General features: G+C 60.4%; 17 protein-coding genes and 1 tRNA gene. 14 read left to right on the forward strand and 4 right to left on the reverse strand.

Annotated features, from left to right (window positions below; all coding sequences use genetic code 11):
• Positions 1 to 21 precede the first annotated feature (21 nt).
• Genes L6418_RS00700 through ubiD form a run of 3 tightly spaced genes read left to right on the forward strand, consistent with a single transcriptional unit; the run spans position 22 to position 3,262 of the window.
• Positions 22 to 882, forward strand: a complete 861-nt coding sequence (locus tag L6418_RS00700) for a lysophospholipid acyltransferase family protein (RefSeq protein ID WP_237247567.1) — start codon at positions 22 to 24, stop codon at positions 880 to 882.
• A 2-nt stretch (positions 883 to 884) separates the two neighbouring features.
• A complete protein-coding gene (locus tag L6418_RS00705) occupies positions 885 to 1,754 on the forward strand; it encodes a lipid A biosynthesis acyltransferase (protein WP_237247568.1) in 870 nt (289 codons plus the stop codon).
• 44 nt (positions 1,755 to 1,798) lie between these two features.
• On the forward strand, positions 1,799 to 3,262 hold the full coding sequence (gene ubiD / locus L6418_RS00710) for a 4-hydroxy-3-polyprenylbenzoate decarboxylase (protein ID WP_237247569.1): 1,464 nt from the start codon (positions 1,799 to 1,801) through the stop codon (positions 3,260 to 3,262).
• A gap of 75 nt (positions 3,263 to 3,337) precedes the next feature.
• Here ubiD and L6418_RS00715 read toward each other — a convergent pair whose 3' ends face one another.
• The 3 genes from L6418_RS00715 to bioA all read right to left on the reverse strand — a co-directional run bounded on the left by L6418_RS00715 (position 3,338) and on the right by bioA (position 6,887).
• Entirely contained in the window at positions 3,338 to 3,967 is a 630-nt protein-coding gene (locus L6418_RS00715; protein ID WP_237247570.1) for an outer membrane beta-barrel protein, read from the reverse strand.
• A 170-nt stretch (positions 3,968 to 4,137) separates the two neighbouring features.
• Positions 4,138 to 5,574, reverse strand: a complete 1,437-nt coding sequence (gene dacB, locus L6418_RS00720) for a D-alanyl-D-alanine carboxypeptidase/D-alanyl-D-alanine-endopeptidase (RefSeq protein WP_237247571.1) — start codon at positions 5,572 to 5,574, stop codon at positions 4,138 to 4,140.
• Positions 5,571 to 6,887, reverse strand: coding sequence for an adenosylmethionine--8-amino-7-oxononanoate transaminase (bioA, locus tag L6418_RS00725; protein WP_237247572.1), 1,317 nt, complete (start codon positions 6,885 to 6,887; stop codon positions 5,571 to 5,573). Before bioA ends, dacB begins: the two co-directional genes overlap by 4 nt.
• Positions 6,888 to 7,134: 247 nt before the next feature.
• Here bioA and groES point away from each other — a divergent pair, with 247 nt between their 5' ends.
• From groES to prmC, 10 genes are all read left to right on the forward strand, one after another.
• On the forward strand, positions 7,135 to 7,425 hold the full coding sequence (groES, locus tag L6418_RS00730) for a co-chaperone GroES (protein ID WP_237247573.1): 291 nt from the start codon (positions 7,135 to 7,137) through the stop codon (positions 7,423 to 7,425).
• A 57-nt stretch (positions 7,426 to 7,482) separates the two neighbouring features.
• Complete coding sequence (groL, locus tag L6418_RS00735; protein ID WP_237247574.1) at positions 7,483 to 9,129, forward strand: chaperonin GroEL; 1,647 nt, start codon at positions 7,483 to 7,485, stop codon at positions 9,127 to 9,129.
• A 144-nt stretch (positions 9,130 to 9,273) separates the two neighbouring features.
• Positions 9,274 to 9,349: transfer RNA gene (locus L6418_RS00740), tRNA-Phe, on the forward strand.
• Complete coding sequence (locus tag L6418_RS00745) at positions 9,317 to 9,826, forward strand: TssQ family T6SS-associated lipoprotein (RefSeq protein ID WP_237247575.1); 510 nt, start codon at positions 9,317 to 9,319, stop codon at positions 9,824 to 9,826. The genes L6418_RS00740 and L6418_RS00745 overlap by 33 nt, the downstream gene beginning before the upstream one ends.
• A 196-nt stretch (positions 9,827 to 10,022) precedes the next feature.
• Entirely contained in the window at positions 10,023 to 12,068 is a 2,046-nt protein-coding gene (locus L6418_RS00750; RefSeq protein ID WP_237247576.1) for a CHASE2 domain-containing protein, read from the forward strand.
• Positions 12,069 to 12,145: 77 nt separating this feature from the next.
• A complete protein-coding gene (locus L6418_RS00755) occupies positions 12,146 to 15,898 on the forward strand; it encodes a tetratricopeptide repeat protein (protein ID WP_237247577.1) in 3,753 nt (1,250 codons plus the stop codon).
• Positions 15,899 to 15,948: 50 nt separating this feature from the next.
• Complete coding sequence (locus tag L6418_RS00760; RefSeq protein ID WP_237247578.1) at positions 15,949 to 16,344, forward strand: hypothetical protein; 396 nt, start codon at positions 15,949 to 15,951, stop codon at positions 16,342 to 16,344.
• 93 nt (positions 16,345 to 16,437) lie between these two features.
• Positions 16,438 to 17,691 carry a glutamyl-tRNA reductase gene (gene hemA, locus L6418_RS00765; protein WP_237247579.1) on the forward strand — a complete coding sequence of 418 codons (1,254 nt, stop codon included), beginning with the start codon at positions 16,438 to 16,440 and terminating at the stop codon, positions 17,689 to 17,691.
• Positions 17,688 to 18,770, forward strand: coding sequence for a peptide chain release factor 1 (gene prfA, locus L6418_RS00770; RefSeq protein WP_237247580.1), 1,083 nt, complete (start codon positions 17,688 to 17,690; stop codon positions 18,768 to 18,770). The genes hemA and prfA overlap by 4 nt, the downstream gene beginning before the upstream one ends.
• A 4-nt stretch (positions 18,771 to 18,774) precedes the next feature.
• The gene (gene prmC / locus L6418_RS00775; RefSeq protein ID WP_237247581.1) at positions 18,775 to 19,635 is read left to right on the forward strand and encodes a peptide chain release factor N(5)-glutamine methyltransferase; all 861 of its coding nucleotides are present in this window, start codon (positions 18,775 to 18,777) and stop codon (positions 19,633 to 19,635) included.
• Between the two features lie 270 nt (positions 19,636 to 19,905).
• Here the strand turns inward: prmC and argH are convergent, their stop codons facing one another.
• On the reverse strand, positions 19,906 to 21,291 hold the full coding sequence (argH, locus tag L6418_RS00780; protein WP_237247582.1) for an argininosuccinate lyase: 1,386 nt from the start codon (positions 21,289 to 21,291) through the stop codon (positions 19,906 to 19,908).
• A gap of 36 nt (positions 21,292 to 21,327) precedes the next feature.
• On the opposite strand from argH, the gene L6418_RS00785 reads away from it, so the two are divergent.
• Entirely contained in the window at positions 21,328 to 22,359 is a 1,032-nt protein-coding gene (locus tag L6418_RS00785; protein WP_237247583.1) for a sensor histidine kinase, read from the forward strand.

Consider the following 22,359-nt stretch of genomic DNA (forward strand, 5'->3'; position numbering starts at 1 on the left):
CGAATTAATGGATTTTCTTGAATGGTTATTCTGTTTGATGTGTTAGCGCGCCTGCCCCTGTCGGTACTGCACCGGATCGGCGCGCTGCTGGGCTGGGTGGCTTATCTGTCGTCCGGGCGCTATGCGGCACGTTTGCGCGAGAACCTGCAGCATGCGGGCGTGGCGCATTCGGAACGCGAGTTCCGCAGGCTGCTGCGTGCCAACGTGCGGGAAGCCGGCAAGGGCGTGCTGGAACTGCCCTGGGTGTGGCGCCGTCCGCTGGAGGAGGTGCTCACCGGCGTCAAACAATTTCATGGCTGGGAGCATGTCGAAGCGGCGCTGGCGCAGGGCAAGGGTGTGATTGCGCTGACGCCGCATCTGGGCTGCTTCGAGATCATCAGCCTGTTCATCGCTGCGCGCCAGCCGATCACCACCATGTACCGCCCGCCGCGCTGGAAATTCCTCGACCAGCTGATGCTTGAAGGCCGCAAGCGCGGGCAGACGAAACTCGCCCCGACCGATCTGGGCGGCGTACGCCAACTGCTCAAGACGCTCAAGCACGGCGGCATCATCGGGGTACTGCCGGATCAGGTGCCGGGCAACGGCGAAGGCGAGTGGGTGCCGTTCTTCGGACGCCCCGCTTACACCATGACGCTGATCGGAAAACTGATCCAGTCCAGCGGTGCGGCAGTGGTGATGTGCAATAGCGAGCGTTTGCCGCGCGGCGAAGGCTATGCCCTGCATTTCGCACCCCTGGCCATCGATACGGCCGTTTCCATTCCGGGGCAGATCAACGCGGCGCTGGAAAAGGTGATACGCACTTACCCGGAGCAATACCTGTGGAGCTATAACCGCTACAAGGTTCCGCGCGGCGCACTGCCGCCCGATGCGGCCGGGGATTGACGATGCTGATACGCCTGGGTGTGCTCGTATTCTGGCTGATCCGCTTTTTGCCGTTCCGGGCCATCGTCGCCATCGGTAACGGGCTGGGCAGGCTGGCCTACCTGCTGGCCGCCGAGCGCCGCAGGGTGGGCATGATCAACCTGCAGTTGTGCTTTCCAGACATGACCGATAGCGCGCGCGAAAGCCTGTTGCGCCGCCATTTCATGATGTTCATGCGCGGACTCGCCGAACGCAGCGTGTTGTGGTGGTCGAGTGCCGGGCGCATCAACTCGCTGATCCGCATCGAAGGTATCGAGCATTTCGAAGCGATGAGGGGACAGCCGCTGATCCTGCTTACCCCGCATTTCGTCGGCATGGATGCCGGCGGGCAATGGGTCGCGCAACAGAGCGATACGGTGTGCATGTATGCCCGGCAGAAGAGCGGGTACCTGACCCGGCTGCTGCTGGACAAGCGCAGTCGTTTTGGCAGCCAGCGCCTGTATGCTCGCCAGGAAGGGTTGCGTCCCATCATCCGGGGCATGCGCGAGAATCTGCCGTTCATCTACCCGCCCGACCAGGATCAGGGCATCAAGGACGGCGCCCACATCCCGTTCTTCGGCGTGCCGGCTGCGACCATGACCTCGGTGTCGCGCATTGCGCAGATGACCGGCGCAAAAGTGGTGCCCAGCATCACGCGTTTGTTGCCCGGCGGGGAAGGGTATGTGCTGAACTTCTATCCGGCATGGGAGGATTTTCCCAGCGGCGACGACATTGCCGACGCGCGCCGCATGAATGCTTTCATCGAAGACCGGGTACGCGAGATGCCGGAACAGTATTTCTGGCTGCACAAGCGTTTCAAGACACGCCCCGAGGGCGAAGCGAAATTCTATTGAGACATCCCCTCTCCCGCTGGCGGGAGAGGGCTGGGGAGAGGGAAATGAAATACCACGACCTGCGCGACTTCATCTCGCAACTGGAGAAACTCGGCGAACTCAGGCGCGTCACCGCGCCCGTCTCCACGCACCTGGAGATGACCGAGATCTGTGACCGCGTGCTGCGGGCGCAAGGTCCTGCCGTGCTGTTCGAGAACGTCTCCGGGCACAAGATGCCGGTGCTGGCCAACCTGTTCGGCACGCCGCGCCGGGTGGCATTGGGCATGGGCGAAGAGAACATCGGAGCACTGCGCGAAGTGGGCAAGCTGCTCGCCTACCTGAAAGAACCCGAGCCGCCTAAGGGATTGAAAGACGCATGGGAGAAATGGCCGATACTCAAGCAAGTACTGACCATGTCGCCCAAGGTGCTGTCGTCCGCGCCGTGCCAGGAAGTGGTGTGGGAAGGCGACGATGTCGATCTGGCCAGCTTGCCCATCCAGCATTGCTGGCCGGGCGATGTCGCGCCGCTGATCACCTGGGGGCTGGTGGTCACGCGCGGACCGAACAAGCCGCGCCAGAACCTGGGTATCTACCGTCAGCAGGTACTGGGCCCGAACAAGGTCATCATGCGCTGGCTGGCGCATCGCGGCGGCGCGCTGGATTTTCGCGACCACTGCGAGAAGAATCCGGGGCAACCGTTCCCGGTCGCGGTGGTGATCGGCGCCGACCCGGCGACCATCCTCGGTGCGGTGACGCCAGTGCCGGATTCCTTGTCCGAATACCAGTTCGCCGGACTGTTGCGCGGCAGCAAGACCGAACTGGTGAAATGCATCGGCAGCGACCTGCAAGTGCCAGCTTCCGCCGAGATCGTGCTGGAAGGGGTGATCCATCCGGGCGAGACTGCGCTGGAAGGACCGTATGGCGACCATACCGGCTACTACAACGAGCAGGACAAGTTCCCCGTGTTTACCATCCAGCGCATTACCATGCGTCGCGATCCCATTTATCACTCCACCTACACCGGCAAGCCGCCGGACGAACCGGCCATGCTGGGTGTGGCATTGAACGAAGTGTTCGTACCGCTGCTGCAAAAACAATTTCCAGAGATCGCCGATTTTTACCTGCCGCCGGAGGGCTGTTCCTATCGCATGGCGGTGGTGAGCATCAAGAAACAATATGCGGGGCATGCCAAGCGCGTGATGTTCGGCATCTGGAGCTTCCTGCGCCAGTTCATGTACACCAAGTTCATCGTGGTGGTGGACGATGACATCGACGTGCGCGATTGGAAGGAGGTGATCTGGGCGATCACCACGCGCATGGATCCGGTACGCGATACCTTGCTGGTGGAGAACACGCCGATCGACTATCTCGATTTTGCCTCGCCGGTGAGCGGCCTCGGTGGCAAGATGGGGCTGGACGCCACCAACAAGTGGCCGGGCGAAACGCAGCGCGAATGGGGCACGCCCATCGTGATGGATGCAGCGGTAAAGGCGAAGGTGGACGCGATGTGGGGTGAGTTGGGGTTGTAGCGATTGAGCGAAAGCGCTTTTGGCGCAAATAAAAAGCCGAATATGTTTCGGCTTTTTATTTATTATCGAACAAGATTAGAACTTGTAATCCACGCCGACAAGCACTTGAACCAGAGTCTTGTTGCTCGTGGTGTTGTTTGTGAAGTCATTGAACTTCATGCCATTGAACAGATTCATCCCGGCATGTCCCGCAATCTTGTCGCTGAACGAGAACTCATAGCCGCCGCCGATCATCAAGCCTGTACTGGACTGGGTTGTCGATGAAGAAAAGCCGACAGTGTTGCTGGCGTCTTCTTTGGTCGATGCGGAAAAGAGTCCGGCCTTGCCATAGAGTTTGCCACGTCCCAGAGGAATGCCGCCCAATGCCGCCACATGGAAGGCCGAGGCGGAATATTTGTATGATCCGGTGGTTGAGCCGATGGAAGTCCAGGAACCATCAACGCTGCCGAGCGCGTCATAACCGACTTCCCAGCCGAAACGTTCAGTGATCCATTGTCCGCCATGCAAATCGAAAGCGATGCTGGACGTTTTTTGCGTTGCCGACGCATAGGTAGCTCCGGCGCCGATAAGTCCATTGACAGTTTCTCCAGTTCTGTCTGGATAGCCTGCAGCGGTGCCTATGTCAGCACCAATGAAAAATCCCTCTGCAAAAGCAGGCGTGGACAGGGCGGCGGTCAACAAAACAGCAGCGGTAATTTTCTTCATATTATTTCTCTCTGTTAGGTGGATAAACGCGATTTGCACATGGCAAATTGCAGCGCGCATTCTCCCGATTACCCATGTTCTCGTAAAGGACAAAAAAGGACTAGATACTTTGCCGGAAAGTACTAGATATTATTGGGTATTGCGTGTGCCAATCGAAGCTGCTACTGCGGTCATTTGCCGGCCACCCACTCGAGCAGCGCATCCTGCGCATCCTGCCCGCTCTTGGCGTAAGGATGGTTGATGTAGAACACGACGATCCATTCCCTGCCGCTCTTCGAGCGCACATAGCCGGCGATGGTCTTCACCCCTTCCAGCGTGCCGGTCTTCAGGTGGGCGTGGCTGGCGGCGGGACTTTCTTTCAGGCGCTTCTTCACCGAACCGTCCACGCCGAGGATGGGTAGCGAGGCTTGCAGTTCCGCGCTCAGCGGATGATCGTAGGCGTGCTGCAGCAGTTGTGCCATGTGGGCCACGCTGATGCGTTCCTTGCGCGACAGCCCGGCGCCGTTCTCCAGCACCAGCTCCCTGAAGTCCAGACGGTTGCGCGCCAGCCAGGTCTGCAGGGTGAGGATGCTGCGTTCGATGCTGAGCGGGTGCCCATTCAGGCCTGATGCGCTCGCACCCGTCTCATCCTCCAGCGCCGGGCCTGCCTCGCCCAGCGTGAGGAACAATTGCCTCGCCATCACGTTGTTGCTGAACTTGTTGATGTCGCGAATGATGGTGCTCAGAGGTTCCGAGCGATGTATGGAAAAGAGTTGTGCATTGCTGCCGACGATCCCGTCGCGCTCTTTCCCTTGCAGGGTGCCGCCAAGTTCCTTCCACACGGCACCGAAGAGTGCGCCGACATAACGGGTGTGCGGCATCACGCTGAGATTCTGTTCGCGCTCGCCGCAGCCTATGGGGTAGTCGCCCTGCAATACGACGCTGTCGCCGCTGGGCTGGACCGAGAACCGGTCGTCCCAGTTGTCGCAGTTGATCTGGTCGCTTTTCGGTGTCAGCTGGTTGTCCAGCGTGACGCCGTCGAGCGGAGGTTCGCTGACGACTTTCAGGTTGTTGCCCTCGGGCATGTAACGCAGGCGCATGGTGTTGAAATTGATCAGCAGCGCATCAGGGCCGACGTTGTAGGCGCGCATCGGGTCGGCGTCGAAATCGCCAGGATTGTACGGCGGCAGGTTGAAGTAGCTGCGGTCGAGGATCAGGTCGCCGCGGATATCGCGCAGGCCGCGTGCGCGCAGTTCTCCCAGCCACAGCCAGAACTGCTCGATGGTGAATTTCGGGTCGCCATAGCCTTTGAGGATCAGGTTGCCATTCAGCACGCCGTCCTTGAGTTCGCCGTCGATATAGGCTTCGGTCTTCCAGGTATAGGCGGGGCCGAGCAGGTCGAGCGCGGCAAAGGTGGTGAGCAGCTTCATGGTCGAGGCGGGATTCATCGGGCGCTGGGCGTTGATGCTGATGAGCGGTTTGTGCCGGCCCGCCTCGCGCACCTCCACCGCGATGCCGGATGCCGGGATGTGTGCCTTTTTCAGTTCCTGACGGACCGTGGCAGGAAGCGGGGCGGCCTGGGTGGCGGCAGCGCAGCAGAGCAGGAACGCGGTATGCAGAAATTTCATGTCAAATGATCGATCACTTCCAGCGTCCGTCCGACAAGGAGCAGCATCTCGTCTTCGCGAATGACATAGGGCGGCATGAAATAGACCGTGTTGCCCATCGGGCGCAGCAGCAGCTCGCGTTGCAGCCCGAGGCTGAAGCAGCGTTGCGCGAAATCGGCATGCGGTGTGTCTACCTCGAATGCCCAGACCATGCCGGTGTTGCGAAAATCCTTCACTGCGGAATGGTCGCGCAATGGTTGCGCGATACGGTTGAAGAAGGCGGCCTTGTCGCGGTTGGCGTTGAGCACGTCGTCTTCGGCAAAGATGTCCAGCGTGGCCAGCGCGGCACGGCAGGCCAAGGGGTTGCCGGTATAGGAATGCGAATGCAGGAAGCCGCGCGCGGTCTCGTCGGCGTAGAACGCACGATAGATGTCGTCCGTCGTCATGACCACCGACAGCGGCAGGTAACCCCCGGTGATGCCTTTGGAGAGCAGCAGGAAATCGGGGTGGATGCTGGCCTGCTCACAGGCGAACATTGAGCCTGTCCTGCCCATGCCGACCGCGATCTCGTCGGCGATCAGGTGCACGCCGTATTCCGAGCATAACTCGCGTGCTCGCCTGAGATAGCTCGGGTGATACATCGCCATGCCTGCCGCACCCTGGATCAGCGGCTCGACGATGAAGGCGGCAATGTGTTCGTGGTGTTCTTGCAAATGCACTTCCAGTGCGGTGGCACAGCGCAGTGCGTAAGCTTCGGCGTTTTCCCCGGTTTCCGCATTGCGCCAGTCGGGGCAGGGAACCGTGGCGTTCTGCCGGATCAGCGCACCATAGGCGTCGCGGAACAGCGCGACATCGGTGACCGACAATGCGCCCAGCGTCTCGCCGTGGTAGCTGTTCTGCAGGCTGATGAATTGCGTCTTCTGGGGGTGACCGGTATTGCGCCAGTAGTGGGCGCTCATCTTCAGGGCGATCTCGGTAGCCGAGGCGCCGTCCGAGCCATAAAAGCAATGGCCCAATCCGGCAGGGGCGAGTTCGCGCAGCCTTTCCGAGAGCCTGACCACCGGCTCGTGGGTAAAGCCGGCCAACATGACATGCTCCAGTTTGCCGAGCTGGTCGGCGAGAGCGGCATTGATGCGCGGATTGCAGTGACCGAACAGGTTCACCCACCAGGAACTCACTGCGTCCAGATAGCGCCGGCCATCAAGATCGTACAGCCACACGCCCTCGCCGCGCGCGATGGGGACCAGCGGCAGCGTTTCGTGCCGCTTCATCTGGGTACAGGGATGCCATACGGCGGAGAGGCTGCGGTCGAGGAGATCGGAGTTGGCTGACATCGCGAAATCATAACGGAGTTTGCATGGGACGTAGGGCGTGAGCATGCAAATTTTTGGGGATGCTCGCGCCAAGGTTAACCGCCGAATCCCCATGGCAATGCTGGGTTAATTTTTGCATTGCACTTGAAATGGGGAGGTGTAACCCCTATCATTAGCAGTCGCTGGCGGGGAGTGCTAACCGGCGCCTGATTAAAATCACAGACCTGCCTTCGCATTTGATTAACCCACTGAATTTAGGAGAATAAGAATGAAGATTCGTCCCTTGAGCGACCGTGTCATCGTCAAGCGTATGGAAGCAGAAACCAAGACTGCATCTGGAATCATTATTCCTGATGCAGCCACCGAAAAACCCGATCAGGGCGAAATCGTCGCTGTGGGCAACGGCAAGATGGGTGACGATGGCAAGCTGCAACCTATGAACGTTAAAGTTGGTGACCGTGTGTTGTTCGGCAAATATTCCGGTCAAGCCTTCAAGATCGACGGCCAGGAACTGCTGACCATGCGTGAAGACGACATCATCGGCGTGATCGAAAAGTAATTTTCCGCCCGGCGAAAAATTACTTTTGGTCCCAAATCAATTTCAGGAGAAATAAACATGGCAGCTAAAGACGTGAAATTCCATGATGCAGCACGTGCCAAGATGGTCGTGGGTGTCAACATTCTGGCCGATGCGGTCAAAGTAACACTGGGCCCCAAAGGCCGTAACGTGGTGCTGGACCGTTCCTACGGATCTCCCACCATCACCAAGGACGGCGTATCCGTCGCCAAGGAAATCGAACTGAAGGACAAGTTCGAGAACATGGGCGCGCAAATGGTCAAGGAAGTCGCTTCCAAGACCTCCGACGTGGCCGGTGACGGAACAACCACCGCAACCGTGCTGGCTCAATCCATTGTGCAGGAAGGCATGAAGTTCGTAGCCGCCGGCATGAACCCGATGGACCTGAAGCGCGGCATCGACCAGGCCGTCATCGCCGCCGTTGCAGAACTGAAGAAGATATCCAAGCCTTGCACTACCAGCAAGGAAATCGCTCAGGTGGGCAGCATCTCCGCCAACTCCGACACCGTGATCGGCGAGAAGATCGCTGCTGCAATGGAAAAAGTGGGCAAGGAAGGCGTCATCACCATTGAAGACGGCCAAGGGCTGGAAGATGAACTAGACATCGTGGAAGGCATGCAGTTCGACCGCGGCTATCTGTCGCCCTACTTCATCAACAACGCCGACAAGCAGATCGCGGCCATGGAGAACCCCTTCATCCTGCTGCACGACAAGAAGATTTCCAACATCCGTGACCTGCTGCCCGTACTGGAACAAGTGGCCAAGGCTGGCCGTCCGCTGCTGATTATCGCCGAAGACATCGATGGCGAGGCGTTGGCCACCCTGGTGGTGAACAACATCCGCGGCATCCTGAAGACGGTTGCCGTCAAGGCGCCCGGCTTCGGCGATCGTCGCAAGGCCATGCTGGAAGACATCGCCATCCTGACCGGCGGCACCGTGATCGCCGAAGAAGTCGGTCTGACCCTGGAGAAAGCCACGCTGGCCGAACTGGGCCAAGCCAAGCGTATCGAAGTGGGCAAGGAAACAACGACCATCATTGATGGCAATGGCAAGCACGATGCGATTTTGGCTCGCGTTGCTGAAATCAAGAAGCAAGCCGAAGAGTCCACCAGCGACTACGACAAGGAAAAACTGCAAGAACGCCTGGCCAAGCTGTCCGGCGGCGTGGCAGTGATCAAGGTCGGCGCTGCGACCGAAGTCGAAATGAAGGAAAAGAAGGCGCGTGTGGAAGACGCATTGCACGCAACCCGCGCTGCGGTTGAAGAAGGCATCGTTCCTGGAGGCGGCGTTGCATTGCTGCGTGCCAAGGCAGCGGTTTCCGGCCTTAAGGGCGCTAACCATGACCAGGATGCCGGTATCACCATCGTGCTGCGCGCGATGGAAGCGCCGATCCGCGCTATCACTACCAACGCTGGCGATGAGCCAAGCGTGGTGGTGAACAAGGTGCTGGAAGGCAAGGGCAGCTTCGGCTACAACGCCGCAAGCAGTGAGTATGGCGACATGCTGGCGATGGGCGTGGTCGATCCAACAAAAGTGACGCGTGTTGCATTGCAAAATGCTGCTTCCGTTGCCGGCCTGATGCTGACCACTGCCTGCATGGTGGCCGAGTTGCCGGAAGACAAGCCGGCTGCCGGCGGCATGGGTGGCGATATGGGCGGTATGGGTGGCATGGGCGGCATGATGTAACTGAATCGGCTGTTTGGTTCAGTCAAGTGCAGTAAACGAACCCCGCCGTGTGCGGGGTTCGTTTTTTATATTGCCCGTAACGCTGCTTGCCGCTACAATGCGCCCCTTCGTTTTACCCACCCCGATGGGGATGGGCGCAAAAATGGCTCGGTAGCTCAGTCGGTAGAGCAGAGGATTGAAAATCCTTGTGTCGGTGGTTCGATTCCGCCCCGAGCCACCAACACCCAAAGGGCTTGCAATGATGCGAGCCCTTTTAACTTTCTGCGATTCATATCGTATCCATGCAATTTCGGGAGTGAAGGCTGAAGTGAAAAAAGCGGCTTGGATCGTTTCTTTGGCTTTGGCACCACTGTTGTTGAGTGCCTGTGCCGCCACCTTCTGGAATGACGATCCCCAGCAGGATTTGATCGTCGGCGTAAAGAGCTTCGAAGAGGGCGATATGGCAACCGCAAAGCTGGTATTGAATCATCTGCTGAACCATTCTCCCGTGGATGGTGCTGCCACCAAAGAACAGAAGCTGACAGCGCATAAATACCTGGCCTTCATACATTGCAGCAACGACGAAGTAGTTCAATGCCGGAGCGAGTTCGACAAGCTGCTGAGTATCGACCCGCAATTCAGGCTGAAACCCGAGGAAGAAGGGCATCCCAAATGGGGGCCGGTATTTCGCGACGAGAAAGCCAGATTCGGCAAATAGCCGGCCGAGGTGCGGGCGAGACGGAATTGCTCGCCCCACCTATGTGTCGTCGATGCTCTGAATCTCAAAAGAAGCCCGACTGGAAAGTCGGGCTTCTTCCGTTTCAGCGTACCTGACTTTTCCCCGGCTATGGCATTATGCAAGCTTGGGGCTGTGGGGAGACAGCTTCAAGTCCGTAGTCGGGAGGATATCGAGCATGATGGTCATCAAGCCGTTCTGGAAGAAAATGCGGGTGCACAGGAATGCGAACGCGCTGTCGTTCTGGCTCGCGATATTTTCCATCGCCGGCGTGCTGTTTCTCTATTACACGCAGAACTCATTCCTTGAGGCATTCGAGGCCAAGACCTATGATCTGCGCTTCAAGGTCATGCGCGGACCGATTCCGCCCAGTCCGAACATTGCCGTCATCGCCATCGACGAGAAGAGTATCGCAGAGCTGGGGCGGTATCCCTGGAGTCGCGACCGTTATGCGGATCTGCTGGACAAACTGACGGCAGCAAGGGCGAAGGCGGTGATGTTCGACGCCTTTTTCCCCGAGCGCGAGAGCGCAGCGCACGACCGGCTTTTTGCGGCCGCCACCAGGCGCGCCGGCAATGTCGTGCTGGCCGTGGCTTTTGAGTATGACAAGAACGGCCGTGTGGCGAACATAACCCGCAGCTTGCCGGAGATCGAGCGCGGAGCGATCGGGGTCGGGCATATCAACCAGTTGCCGGACGACGACGGCGTGATCCGCCGTTATCCGCTGCTGCTCGAAAAGGACGGCAAGCAGACACCCGCGCTGGGGCTGATGGCGGCGATGCTGGCGCTGGGCGAACACAAGTATGAAGCCGGCGACTTCGATATTACATTGGGCACACACCATATTCCGGTGGATGGTGAGAACCGGATGTGGATCAACTATGTCGGCCCGCGCGGTGCCTATCCCCGTTATTCCTTTACCGACGTGATGAACGGGCGCATTCCGGCAGCGGAATTGCAGGGCAAGATCCTGTTTGTCGGGGCGACGGCGCTCGGCGTCTACGACATGCGGGTGACGCCTTTCGACGGCAACACGCCCGGGGTGGAGTTGCACGCGACGGTCGCGGACAACATCATCAGCGAGCGCTATATCCGCCAGGGCGGGGTGGAGTCGCTGATCGACATGGCCTTTATCGTAGCGATGGGTGCGCTGGCCTATTTCCTGACCATACGCTTGCGTCTGTACGGGGCGATCCCGGCGATGATCGTGCTGGTGTCGGCATATATCTGGTTCACCTACTACATGTTCACCGCAGGGGAGTGGCTCAATATCATTTATCCGACCCTGTCGGTCATCGTCGCGTTGCTGGTGGGCGGCAGTTTCCGCTATCTGGTGCTGGAACGCAGTGCGCGCGAGATGCGCTCGATGTTCTCCAGCTATCTGTCGCCCAAACTGGTGGCGCGGCTGGAAAAAGATCCGGAGGCAGCCAAGATCGGCGGCGACAACAAGGAAGTAACCGTATTATTCACCGACATCAAGGGATTCACCTCGTTCAGCGAGGCGCATCCGCCGCAGGAAGTGGTGTCGCGGCTGAATGAATACCTGGGCGCGATGGTGCAGGTGATCGAGCAGCACGACGGCACGATCGACAAATTTATCGGCGACGGCATCATGGCCTATTGGGGGGCGCCGCTGGCGCAGCCCGATCATGCCAGGCTGGCGATCGACTGCATCAGGGTGATCGACCGGCGCATGAAGGAATTGCACAAGACGTGGCAGCAGAGCGGGGTGGAACCGTTCATGATCCGCGGCGGTATCCAGTCGGGCGAGGTGGTGGCGGGGAATGTCGGCCTGTCCGGCAAGAAAATGGAATATACGGTCATCGGCGATACGGTGAACCAGGCGGCGCGGCTGGAGGGAACGGCAAAGTACTACGGGGTGAGCTACCTGGTGGGTGAAGAGACCTACAAAAGAACCCGCGAGATCTGCCGCTACCGGGAGATAGACAAGATCCGCGTGGTGGGGAAACATTTGCCCGTTACCATATATGAACCGCTGGACGGCCTGTCGATGCTGGATGCGGAAACCGCAAAACGGTTCGAGGCGGCGCTGGCCTTGTACCGGGCAAGAGAGTGGGAGCGGGCGCTGGCAGGATTTAAGGCGGTGCTGGACGTCGCGCCCGAAGATAAACCCAGTAAAATATACTCGGAGCGTTGCGGGTATTTCATGCAGAACCCGCCGGGCGCCGATTGGGATGGGGTATTCAATCGCGCTGAAAAATAAATGTCATGCCGCGCAGGCACGATGAAGGCAGGCGACTTCAGAACGGATTTAACACTTTGACGGATTGGATCGAGGATATGCGAAACTTATCGATAGTGATTTCATTGCTGCTGCTCTCGTTTGGGGCCAGTGCAGCCGAGACCGGCGCAGGCACGACCAACGGTTTCTCCAAGGCAGATTTCCGCGCTGAACTTGCCGCGCCCAAGTTGCGAAAACTGCTCGGCGTCGGCGGCGACAAGCTTTTCATCGCCAAACAGGATGGCCCGGTGGAGGTGCTGGACAAGGATGGCAAGACGGTCATGACGCTGGCAGCGAAGAGCGGCGATATCGAATTGACCAGGAAGCCGGAGGCGGTTGCAGTGGCCGGCGGCACGATCTACGTGGTGGACAGCAAGCTGAACCAGGTGGTCATGTATGACCTGGCGACGGGGAAATACCAGGGCCGCTTCGGCAGCAAGGCGGGCGGCAATCTTGCCGGCGACGTTGCGCTTGACGAGCCGCAAGGCATTGCCGTGCATGAAGGCGTGGTGTATGTCGCCGATACCGGCAACGAACGGATACAGATGTTCGGCATCAACGGCGTCTTCCTTTCCACCCTGGCATTGAGTGCGACAGCAACCGGCGCGGCGGAAAAAGACAAGGCCTACAAATTGGGCGAGCCGACCGACATCGCGCTGGATGCGCAGGGACGCATCTATGTGCGCGATGCGGACGACAAATCGGTCAAGATCTACGGGGCGAACGGGGTTTATCTGCGCTCCTTGCCCAAATCGGGCAAGCCGGTGGCGATGGGGGTGGCGGAAGACGGCATCTATGTTGCCGATGAAAGCAGCTTCACTATCCTGAAATATGACTTCGATGCCAACCTGATGTACACCTTCGGTTCCGGCGGCGAAGGCAAGGCGCAATTCAAGAACCTGTCCGGCATCGCGGTGGACAAGGGGCAACAGGTGTTTGTCGGCGATGCCAGGAAGTCGCTGGTCGATGCGTATTCCGTCGAGGCCGGCAAACCGCTGGACCAGCTGCCCAGAACGGCGGGCCGCGCTTCGGTGAAATGGCTGGCCAGCATTCCGGTGGAAGCGGGGGCGCTGGCAGGTGACGGCAAGGAAACCTTGTATGCGGTGGGCAAGGACAAGAAGAGCCTGCAGGTGATCCGCAAGGGCGCGCTGGCGGGCGAGATCAAGCTGGACAACATGCAGCTGTCTGCCGTGACGGTAGACAAGAGCGGCGCGATCTGGGTGTTGGACCGGAAGGGCGCGCGGGGAGCCAAGCTGGACGAGACCGGCAAGGTGCTGCTGAGTTTCGGCAGCGAGGGCAGCAAGGCTGGCCAGTTCGACAGTCCTTCGGCGATCGCGGTATCGTCCTCGGGCATGATCTTCGTGGCCGACCGCGCCAATCACAACGTACAGATCTTCAGGGCCGACGGTGTGTTCCTGAATGCGCTGAACGGCGAGAATTCGGGCAAGTTGCGCGAACCCGTCGCCATGGCGTTCGATCAGCACGACAATCTGTATATCCTCGATGCCGCACGCGATAGCGTGCTGGCATATTCATCCAATGGACAGTCGGCCGGCGAGTTCGGCAAGACCAGGGAGGGCGGCAGCCTGTTGTCCAGACCGGTGGCGTTGATCGCAGCGAACGATGAAGTGATGGTGCTGGACGGCAACCAGGTGAAGGTGTTCTCGCCCAAAGGCCAGTTGCTGCGTTCGTTCGGTGCCAAGGGATCGGGGGCCGGGGCATTCGACGACCCCGTCGCCATGGCCTACGGCGGTGGCTCCGGTTTCGCGGTCTCGGATAGCGGCAACAAGCGCGTGCAGATGCTGGCGACCCTGCACAAGCCGGACGCACCCCAGCAGCTCGTTGCGCAGGGCAAGGTCCATTCCGTCGAACTGCATTGGGCCGCAGCCACCAATGCGTATGTCAAACAGTACCGTATCTACCGTTCCGGCAGCGAGAACGGCGGTTTCGTGCCGGTCGGCACCAGCCCGAACAACCAGTTCGTCGATCAGGACCTGGAAGCCGGCGCACATTATTACTACCGGGTCGGTGCGGAGACGGAGTTCGGGTTCGAGGGCGCGACCAGTGCCGTAGCGAGTGCGGTACCGACCAAATTCGTCCCGCCCGCCCTTGCGGCGGTACAGGTGACGACCACCCCGTGGCAGGTGAAACTCAACTGGGTGGCGGCCGATGCCAAATATTTCAGCGCCTACCGCATCTACCAAAAGGATGGGGACTCCTACACGAAGATCGGTGAAGTCACCCAGCCCGAATTCATCAAGGACGGATTGACGCCGGAAACCGGATATACCTACTACGTTTCGACGGTCAGCAGCGACGGCACCGAATCGGAGAAGCTGGCCGTCGAGGCCGCCACGCAGGTATTCAACCGCCCGCCGCTGGAGATCGAGGTGGTGCAGTTGCGCGACGTTTTCTCCAACTCGTACAAGATCTATGAGCGTGACGGGATCGGGCGCATCAAGCTGATCAACAATACCAACAAGAGCATGGAACGGCTCAAGGTCACGTTCCAGTTGCGCGATTTCATGGATTTCCCGACAGAGACCAAACTGGACAAGCTGTTGCCGGGACAAAGCCAGGAAGTGCCGCTCAAGGCCGTGTTTAACAACAGCATCCTGACGCTCACCGAAGATACATCGGTGCAGGCGATGATCGAGGCCAGCTATTTCGAGAACGGTAAACGCGTCGCCTTCAGCAAGAATCCGACGGTGAACATCTACGACAAGCACCGCTTGACCTGGGACGATCGCGACCGCTATGCCGCTTTCGTCACGCCCAAGGACCCGCCGGTGATGAACATCGTGCGTTCGGTGGTGACCCAGTTCAAGGAAACCAAGGACCAGGCGCAACTCTCCGCCGCGGTCTTCGATATGCTGGGCGTGTACGGCATGACTTATATCCCGGACCCGAGCAATCCCTACCAGGTCAGTTCGGGCAAGGTGGATACGGTCGATTACGTGCAGTTCCCGCGCGAAACGCTGGAGCGCAAGTCGGGCGACTGTGACGACCTGGTCGCCCTCTACTCTGCGGCGCTGGAAAGCATGGGAATCAACACCCGCGTGCTGGAGGTGCCGGGACACATGTTCATGATGTTCGACAGCGGTATCGCGGCCGACCAGGACGGCTATACCATGGACAACATGTACGTGATCTACCAGGATCATCTGTGGATACCGGTGGAGACCACGCTGTTGGGCAGCGCTTTCGTCAAGGCATGGGAGAAGGGGGCGGCGACCTACTACAAATGGAAGGACAAGGACATGACCGTGCTCGATGTGCATACCTCATGGGAGACCTACAAGCCGGCCAGCCTGCCCGACTCGAACCTGAAGCAGGGCGACATCTTGCGCGCCGAGATCGAGAAGAAGTTCCCCGGCGACCACATGTCGGTGCTGAAGATCAGTTCGCAGACCAAGACGCGACGCTATCTTGCCGCGATCAAGAAGAATCCGTCGGACGTCGATGCGCACCTGCAGATGGGCATCATCCTGGCCAAGGCCGGGGATCGCGACGAGGCGATGAAGTATTTCGACAAGGTGCTTGCGCTGGACCCGAAGAACGCGGCGGCGATGAACAATCGCGGCAATATCTTCATGATCCAGGACAAGCACCAGGAGGCGCAAAAGGCCTATCTGGCAGCGACGCAACTGTCGCCCAAAGACGCCAAGGTCTGGGTCAACCTGGCACGGGCCTACAAGGCCGGCAACGACGTCAAGAAAGCCAAGGCAGCCTTCGTCAAGGCGCAGTCGCTCGATCCGGGCGTCAAGGAAGAGCACCGAGCGCTGGAATTGGAGCTATTGAATGCGATCTGAGACGGATGTATCGTTGCGTCAATGGCCGTACTTAAAGTGAGGAGATTCACATGAAAAGGATGATCGCGATCGCATTGCTGGGGACCGTGCTTGCTGCACCGGCCTACAGCGCCGACGACAAACAGGACGGCGGTTCGCTGTGGGAACGCTTGCGCCGGAAGATCGAACTGCTGACCCCGAGGAAGAAGATCACCACGACAACGGCAGTCGGGGGCGTGCGCGGTTCGCTGGCGGATGCGGACGACGTCTACTGGAAAGGCGAGGCCAATACCCAGCCCGTAGAAGAAGAGGAATTGGCCGCGTTCAAGAAGGCGCTCGCCTTGTACGATGCGGGCGACATACCGGGGGCCCAGGCCGGATTCGCCGATTTCGTGAAGAGTCACCCCGACAGCCGCCTGCGGCCCGATGCGGAACAGGCCCTGGCCCAGTTGCAGGCGAAGAAATAGTCCCGTCAGGCGTAGCAAGCGGGTCGGCTGGTGTTCGGGTCGTCCAGACTCTATAATCCGCCTCCTTGCGAAACCGGATAGTCGTTCATTCCCATGCAGTTATTAACTTTTGGCATCAACCATCAGACCGCGCCGCTCGCCGTGCGCGAGCAGATCGCGTTCAATGCCGAGACGCTGGATGACGCGCTGCGCGACCTGGTAGGCAATGGTGCGGCGAAGGAAGCGACCATCCTGTCCACCTGCAACCGCACCGAGATCTACTGCAGCACCACAGCCCCCGCCCAGGCGGTCGGCTGGCTGGCCGACTATCATCATCTGCCGGTCGCCGAGATAGAACCCTATATCTATCGCCTGCCGCAGGAACAGGCGGTCAAACATGCTTTCCGCGTTGCCAGCGGGCTGGATTCCATGGTGCTGGGCGAGCCGCAGATCCTGGGCCAGATGAAGCAGGCGGTGCGGCAGGCGGAGCAGGCCGGCACGCTGGGTTTCCTGCTGCACAAGCTGTTCCAGCGCACCTTCTCGGTGGCCAAGGATGTGCGTACGCAGACCGAGATCGGCGCCAACCTCGTTTCCATGGCAGCGGCGGCAGTCAAGCTCGCCGAGCGCATCTATCCCAGCATCAGCGATCAGCGCGTCCTGTTCATCGGCGCGGGCGAGATGATCGAACTGAATGCGGTGCACTTTGCCGCCCGCAACCCCAAACACATCACCGTCGCCAACCGCACCCTGGAGCGCGCGCAAGTCCTGGCGCGGCGCATCAACGGTCACGCCATCACGCTGAACGAACTCCCCGAACAACTGGCGCAGCACGACATCGTCGTCACTTGTACCGCCAGTCCCCTGCCGATCCTGGGCAAGGGCATGGTCGAGCGGGCGCTCAAGGCGCGCAAGCATCGTCCCCTGTTCATCGTCGATCTGGCCGTGCCGCGCGACGTGGAAAAGGAAGTCGCGGAACTGAGCGACGTGTTCCTCTACAGCGTGGACGACCTGTCCGACGTGGTGCGCGACGGCCTGGATGCGCGCCAGGGGGCGGTGAAAGAGGCCGAGGTCATCATCGACTCCGGCGTCAACGAATTCATCCACTGGATGGAATCCCGCGAAGTGGTTCCGACGATCCGCGCGCTGCGCGATCATGCGGAACGGCAGCGGCGCAGCGAAATGGAAAAGGCCATGCGCATGCTGGCCAAAGGCGAAAACCCGGAGAAAGTGTTGGAGCTGCTGAGCGCATCGCTTACCAATAAATTCCTGCACGCACCGACCCAGGCGTTGAACCATGCGTCGGCGAACGAACGCGAAGCGATCCTGGACGCGGTACACCGTATCTACCACCTGCATTCCCCCGAATGAAACCGAGCATCGCATCCAAACTCGCCCAACTCAGTGAGCGGTTGGACGAGGTCAACCGCTTGCTCAGCAGCGAAGATGCCACGCGCGACATGGATGCCTTCCGCAAGCTGAACCGCGAACGCGCCGAGATCGAACCGGTGGTCGAGCTGTACCACGCTTGGCAGGCCTGCGAGGCGGACATCGCCACGGCGCAGGAAATGGCCGGCGATCCCGAAATGCGGGAATTTGCCGACGCGGAGATCAAGGCGGGGCGCGAGCGCCTGGAGCAATTCGAGGTCGAGCTGCAGAAACAGCTTTTGCCCAAGGATCCGAACGACGAGCGCAACGTGTTCCTCGAAGTGCGCGCCGGCACGGGCGGCGACGAGGCGGCAATCTTCGCCGGCGATATCTTCCGCATGTATGTGCGCTTTGCCGAGCGCCGCCGCTGGCAGGTCGAGATCATCTCCGAGAGCCCCGGCGAGATGGGCGGCTACAAGGAAGTCATCGCCAGGATCATCGGCCAGGGCGCCTATTCCGTGCTGAAATTCGAGTCCGGCGCGCATCGCGTGCAGCGGGTTCCCGCCACCGAAACGCAAGGCCGCATCCACACCTCCGCCTGCACCGTCGCCATCCTGCCGGAGGCGGACGAAGTGGGCGAAGTGGAGCTCAATCCCGCCGACCTGCGCATCGATACGTTCCGCGCCAGCGGCGCCGGCGGGCAGCACATCAACAAGACCGATTCCGCCGTGCGCATCACCCACTTGCCTACCGGCACCGTGGTCGAATGCCAGGATGGACGCTCGCAGCACCAGAACAAGGCACAGGCCATGCGCGTGCTGGCCGCGCGTATCAAGGACAAGCAGGAACAGGAAGCGCACAGCAAGATCGCCGCCGAGCGCAAATCGCTGGTGGGAAGCGGCGACCGTTCCGAGCGCATCCGCACTTACAACTTCCCGCAGGGCCGCGTCACCGACCATCGCATCAACCTCACGCTGTACAAGATGGACCAGATCATGGATGGCGACATCAGCGAGCTCACCAATGCGCTGATGGCCGAGCATCAGGCAGAACAGCTGGCAGCCCTGGCGGAAGAGAGCTGATGCCTTGCGCAGCATCCTGGACACACTGCAGTCCGATGTTCCACACCTGAATACAACGCTCGACCTGGGCGCGGCGACGGCGCGCATCGAGGTGCAATCCCTGCTGCAACAAGCCCTGGCGGTTCCCCGCTCCTATCTGCTGGCGCATCCGGAACAGGTGCTGACCGCGGCGCAGCAGGCGACCTATGACGGCATGCTGCAGCGGCGCTTGCGCGGCGAACCCATCGCGCACATCCTGGGCACGCGCGAATTCTTCGGGCTGAATCTCAAGGTCACCCCCGACACCCTCATCCCGCGCCCGGACACTGAATTGCTGGTGGAACTGGCGCTGCAGCGCATACCGGTGCATGGCCGTTTCCGGGTGCTCGATCTCGGCACCGGCAGCGGTGCGATTGCCCTCGCCCTTGCCCATGCGAGGCCCGAAGCGGAAGTCACCGCAGTGGATGCCTCGGCCGCCGCGCTGGCGGTGGCGCGCGAGAATGCGCTGCGGCTGGGGATACGCAATGTCGATCTGGTGCACAGCGACTGGTTTGCGGCACTGGCAGGCAAGCGCTATGGCCTGATCGTGTCGAATCCGCCCTATGTGGCGGCAGGCGATGAGCACCTGGCGCAAGGCGATCTGCGTTTCGAGCCTGCATCCGCCCTGGCCGCGGGGGCTGACGGGCTGGACGATATCCGCAGAATCGTCGGCCAGGCCGGCCGGTTTCTTGAGGATGCGTCCTGGCTGTTGCTGGAACATGGCTACGATCAGGCTGGTGCGGTGCGCACCTTGCTGGAACAGCGCGGCTTTATCGAGGTTTTTTCGGCCACGGACATGGCCGGGATAGAGCGGGTGAGCGGCGGAAAACTGTTGAAATCTCTTTGAGAATCAATCGGTTTTTATTGATAAGCCTATTGCCGACAAGGAGAATGGGTATAGGCCGTTATATAGGCCGTTTGGCATATAGGCAACACGCATACCGACTCCTAGAATGCCATCTGAGTTGTTAGAGCTTTGAGTCGCAATTGACTCAACCTTTCATACTCTCCTCCTATTCTGGGCCATCGCAAGGTGGCCCGTTTTTTTGCCCGTGTCCAGGTTTGGGAGGATGCCGCACCCAGGCCGCTGCCGTGGCCTGGCGGACGAGTCGTATGCTCAGAGCAGCCTGCGCGCCCGCGCGATGGCCGCTTCCACCTGTTGCGGTGCGGTCCCGCCGGTATGGTTGCGCGCCGCGAGCGAGCCTTCCAGCGTCAGCACGCCGTAGATATCGTCCCCGATCAGCGCCGAGAACTGTTGCAGTTCTTCCAGCTTGAGGTCGGACAGATCGGCATTGCGCTGTTCGGCGAAACGCACCGCCAGCGCCACTGCCTCGTGCGCATCGCGGAACGGCAATCCCTTCTTCACCAGATAGTCGGCCAGGTCGGTCGCCGTGGCGTAGCCCTGCAGTGCCGCGCGGCGCATCGCTTCCGGTTTGACCTTGATGCCGCCGATCATGTCGGCGTAGATGCGCAAGGTCTGGGTCAGCGTGTCCACGGTGTCGAACAGCGGTTCCTTGTCTTCCTGGTTGTCCTTGTTGTAGGCCAGTGGCTGGCCCTTCATCAGCGTGAGCAGCGCGACCAGGTGGCCGTTCACGCGCCCGGTCTTGCCGCGCACCAGTTCGGGCACGTCGGGATTCTTCTTTTGCGGCATGATGGAAGAGCCGGTGCAGAAGCGGTCCGCGATGTCGATGAAACCGAAGCGCGGACTCATCCACAGGATCAGTTCTTCCGACAGGCGCGACAGATGCGTCATGGTCAGCGCAGATGCGGCGGTGAATTCGATGGCGAAATCGCGGTCCGACACGGCATCCAGCGAGTTATGGCATACCGCTTCGAAGCCCAGCAGTTCGGCCACCATCTCGCGCTTGATCGGATAGCTGGTTCCCGCCAGCGCGGCGGCGCCGAGCGGCAGGCGGTTGACGCGGCGGCGCGCATCGGTGAAGCGTTCCACGTCGCGCTGGCACATCTCGAAATAGGCCATCAGGTGATGGGCGAAGCTAACCGGCTGCGCGACCTGCAGATGGGTGAAGCCGGGCATGATGGTGTGCGTATGGTGTTGCGCCAGGTCCAGCAGGGCAGCCTGCAGGCCCTTGAGCAGCGCGACGATGTCGTCGATGGCGCTGCGCAGGTACAAGCGGATGTCCGTCGCCACCTGGTCGTTGCGCGAGCGTCCGGTATGCAGGCGCTTGCCGGCATCGCCGACCAGGGTGGTCAGGCGTTTCTCGATGTTGAGGTGCACGTCTTCCAGGTCCAGCTGCCAGACGAAATCGCCTTCGATGATCTCGTTCTCGATCTGCGCCAGTCCGCGCTGGATGTCGTTCAGGTCCTGCACGCTGATGATGCCGCAGGCCGCGAGCATCTGCGCATGCGCCAGGGAGCCCCGGATATCGAACAAGGCCAGGCGCTTGTCGAAATCCACCGAGGCCGTATAACGTTTCACCAACTCTGCCACGGGCTCGTTGAAGCGCCCCGACCAGGTCTGATTGTCTTGCATCGTTGCCATGTCTTGTCCAGAATGTGCGGCACTTGAAAGGTCAAAATGCCGGAGACACGCAGTATAAATCAAAACATTGCGCCCAAGCTGTTGCCCGACTTCCGCAACCTGGGCACGATGCTGCGCATCATCCTGCTGGTCAACGGCATCGCGCTGCTTGGCGCCGCTGCGCAAGCCACCTCGTTCGCCGCGTTGCAGGGCAGCCTGTTGCAAGGTTCCGCGCTGCTGCAGCCGGCCTTGCTGACGGGCCTGCTGTTGCTGTACGGCTTCAATCCCGTGCTGGCGAAGCTCCAGTACTGGCACGCCGCATTGGCCGTGCTGGCGCTGATCGCCGTTGCCACGGCATCGATAGACATGCTGGGCGGCGACCTGTTTGCCGATGCCGACGACAGTGCCGGTTTCCGTTACCTGCGCCACGCGCTGCTCGGCATCGCGTTCTCCGCGATATTGCTGTCCTATTTCCACCTGCGTGCACTGGCGCTTTCGCCGGCGCGCCAGGAAGCACGGCTGCAGGCCTTGCAGGCGCGCATCCGCCCGCACTTCCTGTTCAACACCATCAATGCCGTGCTGAGCATCGTGCGGGCCGATCCCAGGCGGGCCGAGACGGCGCTGGAAGACATGGCCGACCTGTTCCGGGTGGCGATGTCCGAGCAGCACGAACTGGTGCCGCTGGGCAAGGAAGTGGCGCTTGCGCGGCAGTACCTGGCGATTGAAGAATTGCGTCTCGGCGAGCGCCTGAAGGTACGCTGGGACACGCAGGACATGCCGCCGGATGCACTCATTCCGCCACTGATCCTGCAGCCGCTGCTGGAGAACGCCGTCTATCACGGCATCGAACCGCTCACCGAAGGCGGCACCATCGAGGTCAGGCTGTACCGGGACGACGGGCACCTGCATCTGGAAGTGGTCAATCCGGTGCAAGGACAGTTGCCGCCCCGCATTGCGGGCAACAAGATGGCGCTGTCCAACATCCGCGAGCGGCTGGCCCTGCTGTTCGATGTCGAAGCGCAATACCGGGTGGAGCGCGACGAGAACCGCTACCAGGTCCACATTCTTTTTCCCTACGTGAAAGGGTAG

Source organism: Sideroxyarcus emersonii (assembly GCF_021654335.1).
Taxonomy (GTDB): domain Bacteria; phylum Pseudomonadota; class Gammaproteobacteria; order Burkholderiales; family Gallionellaceae; genus Sideroxyarcus; species Sideroxyarcus emersonii.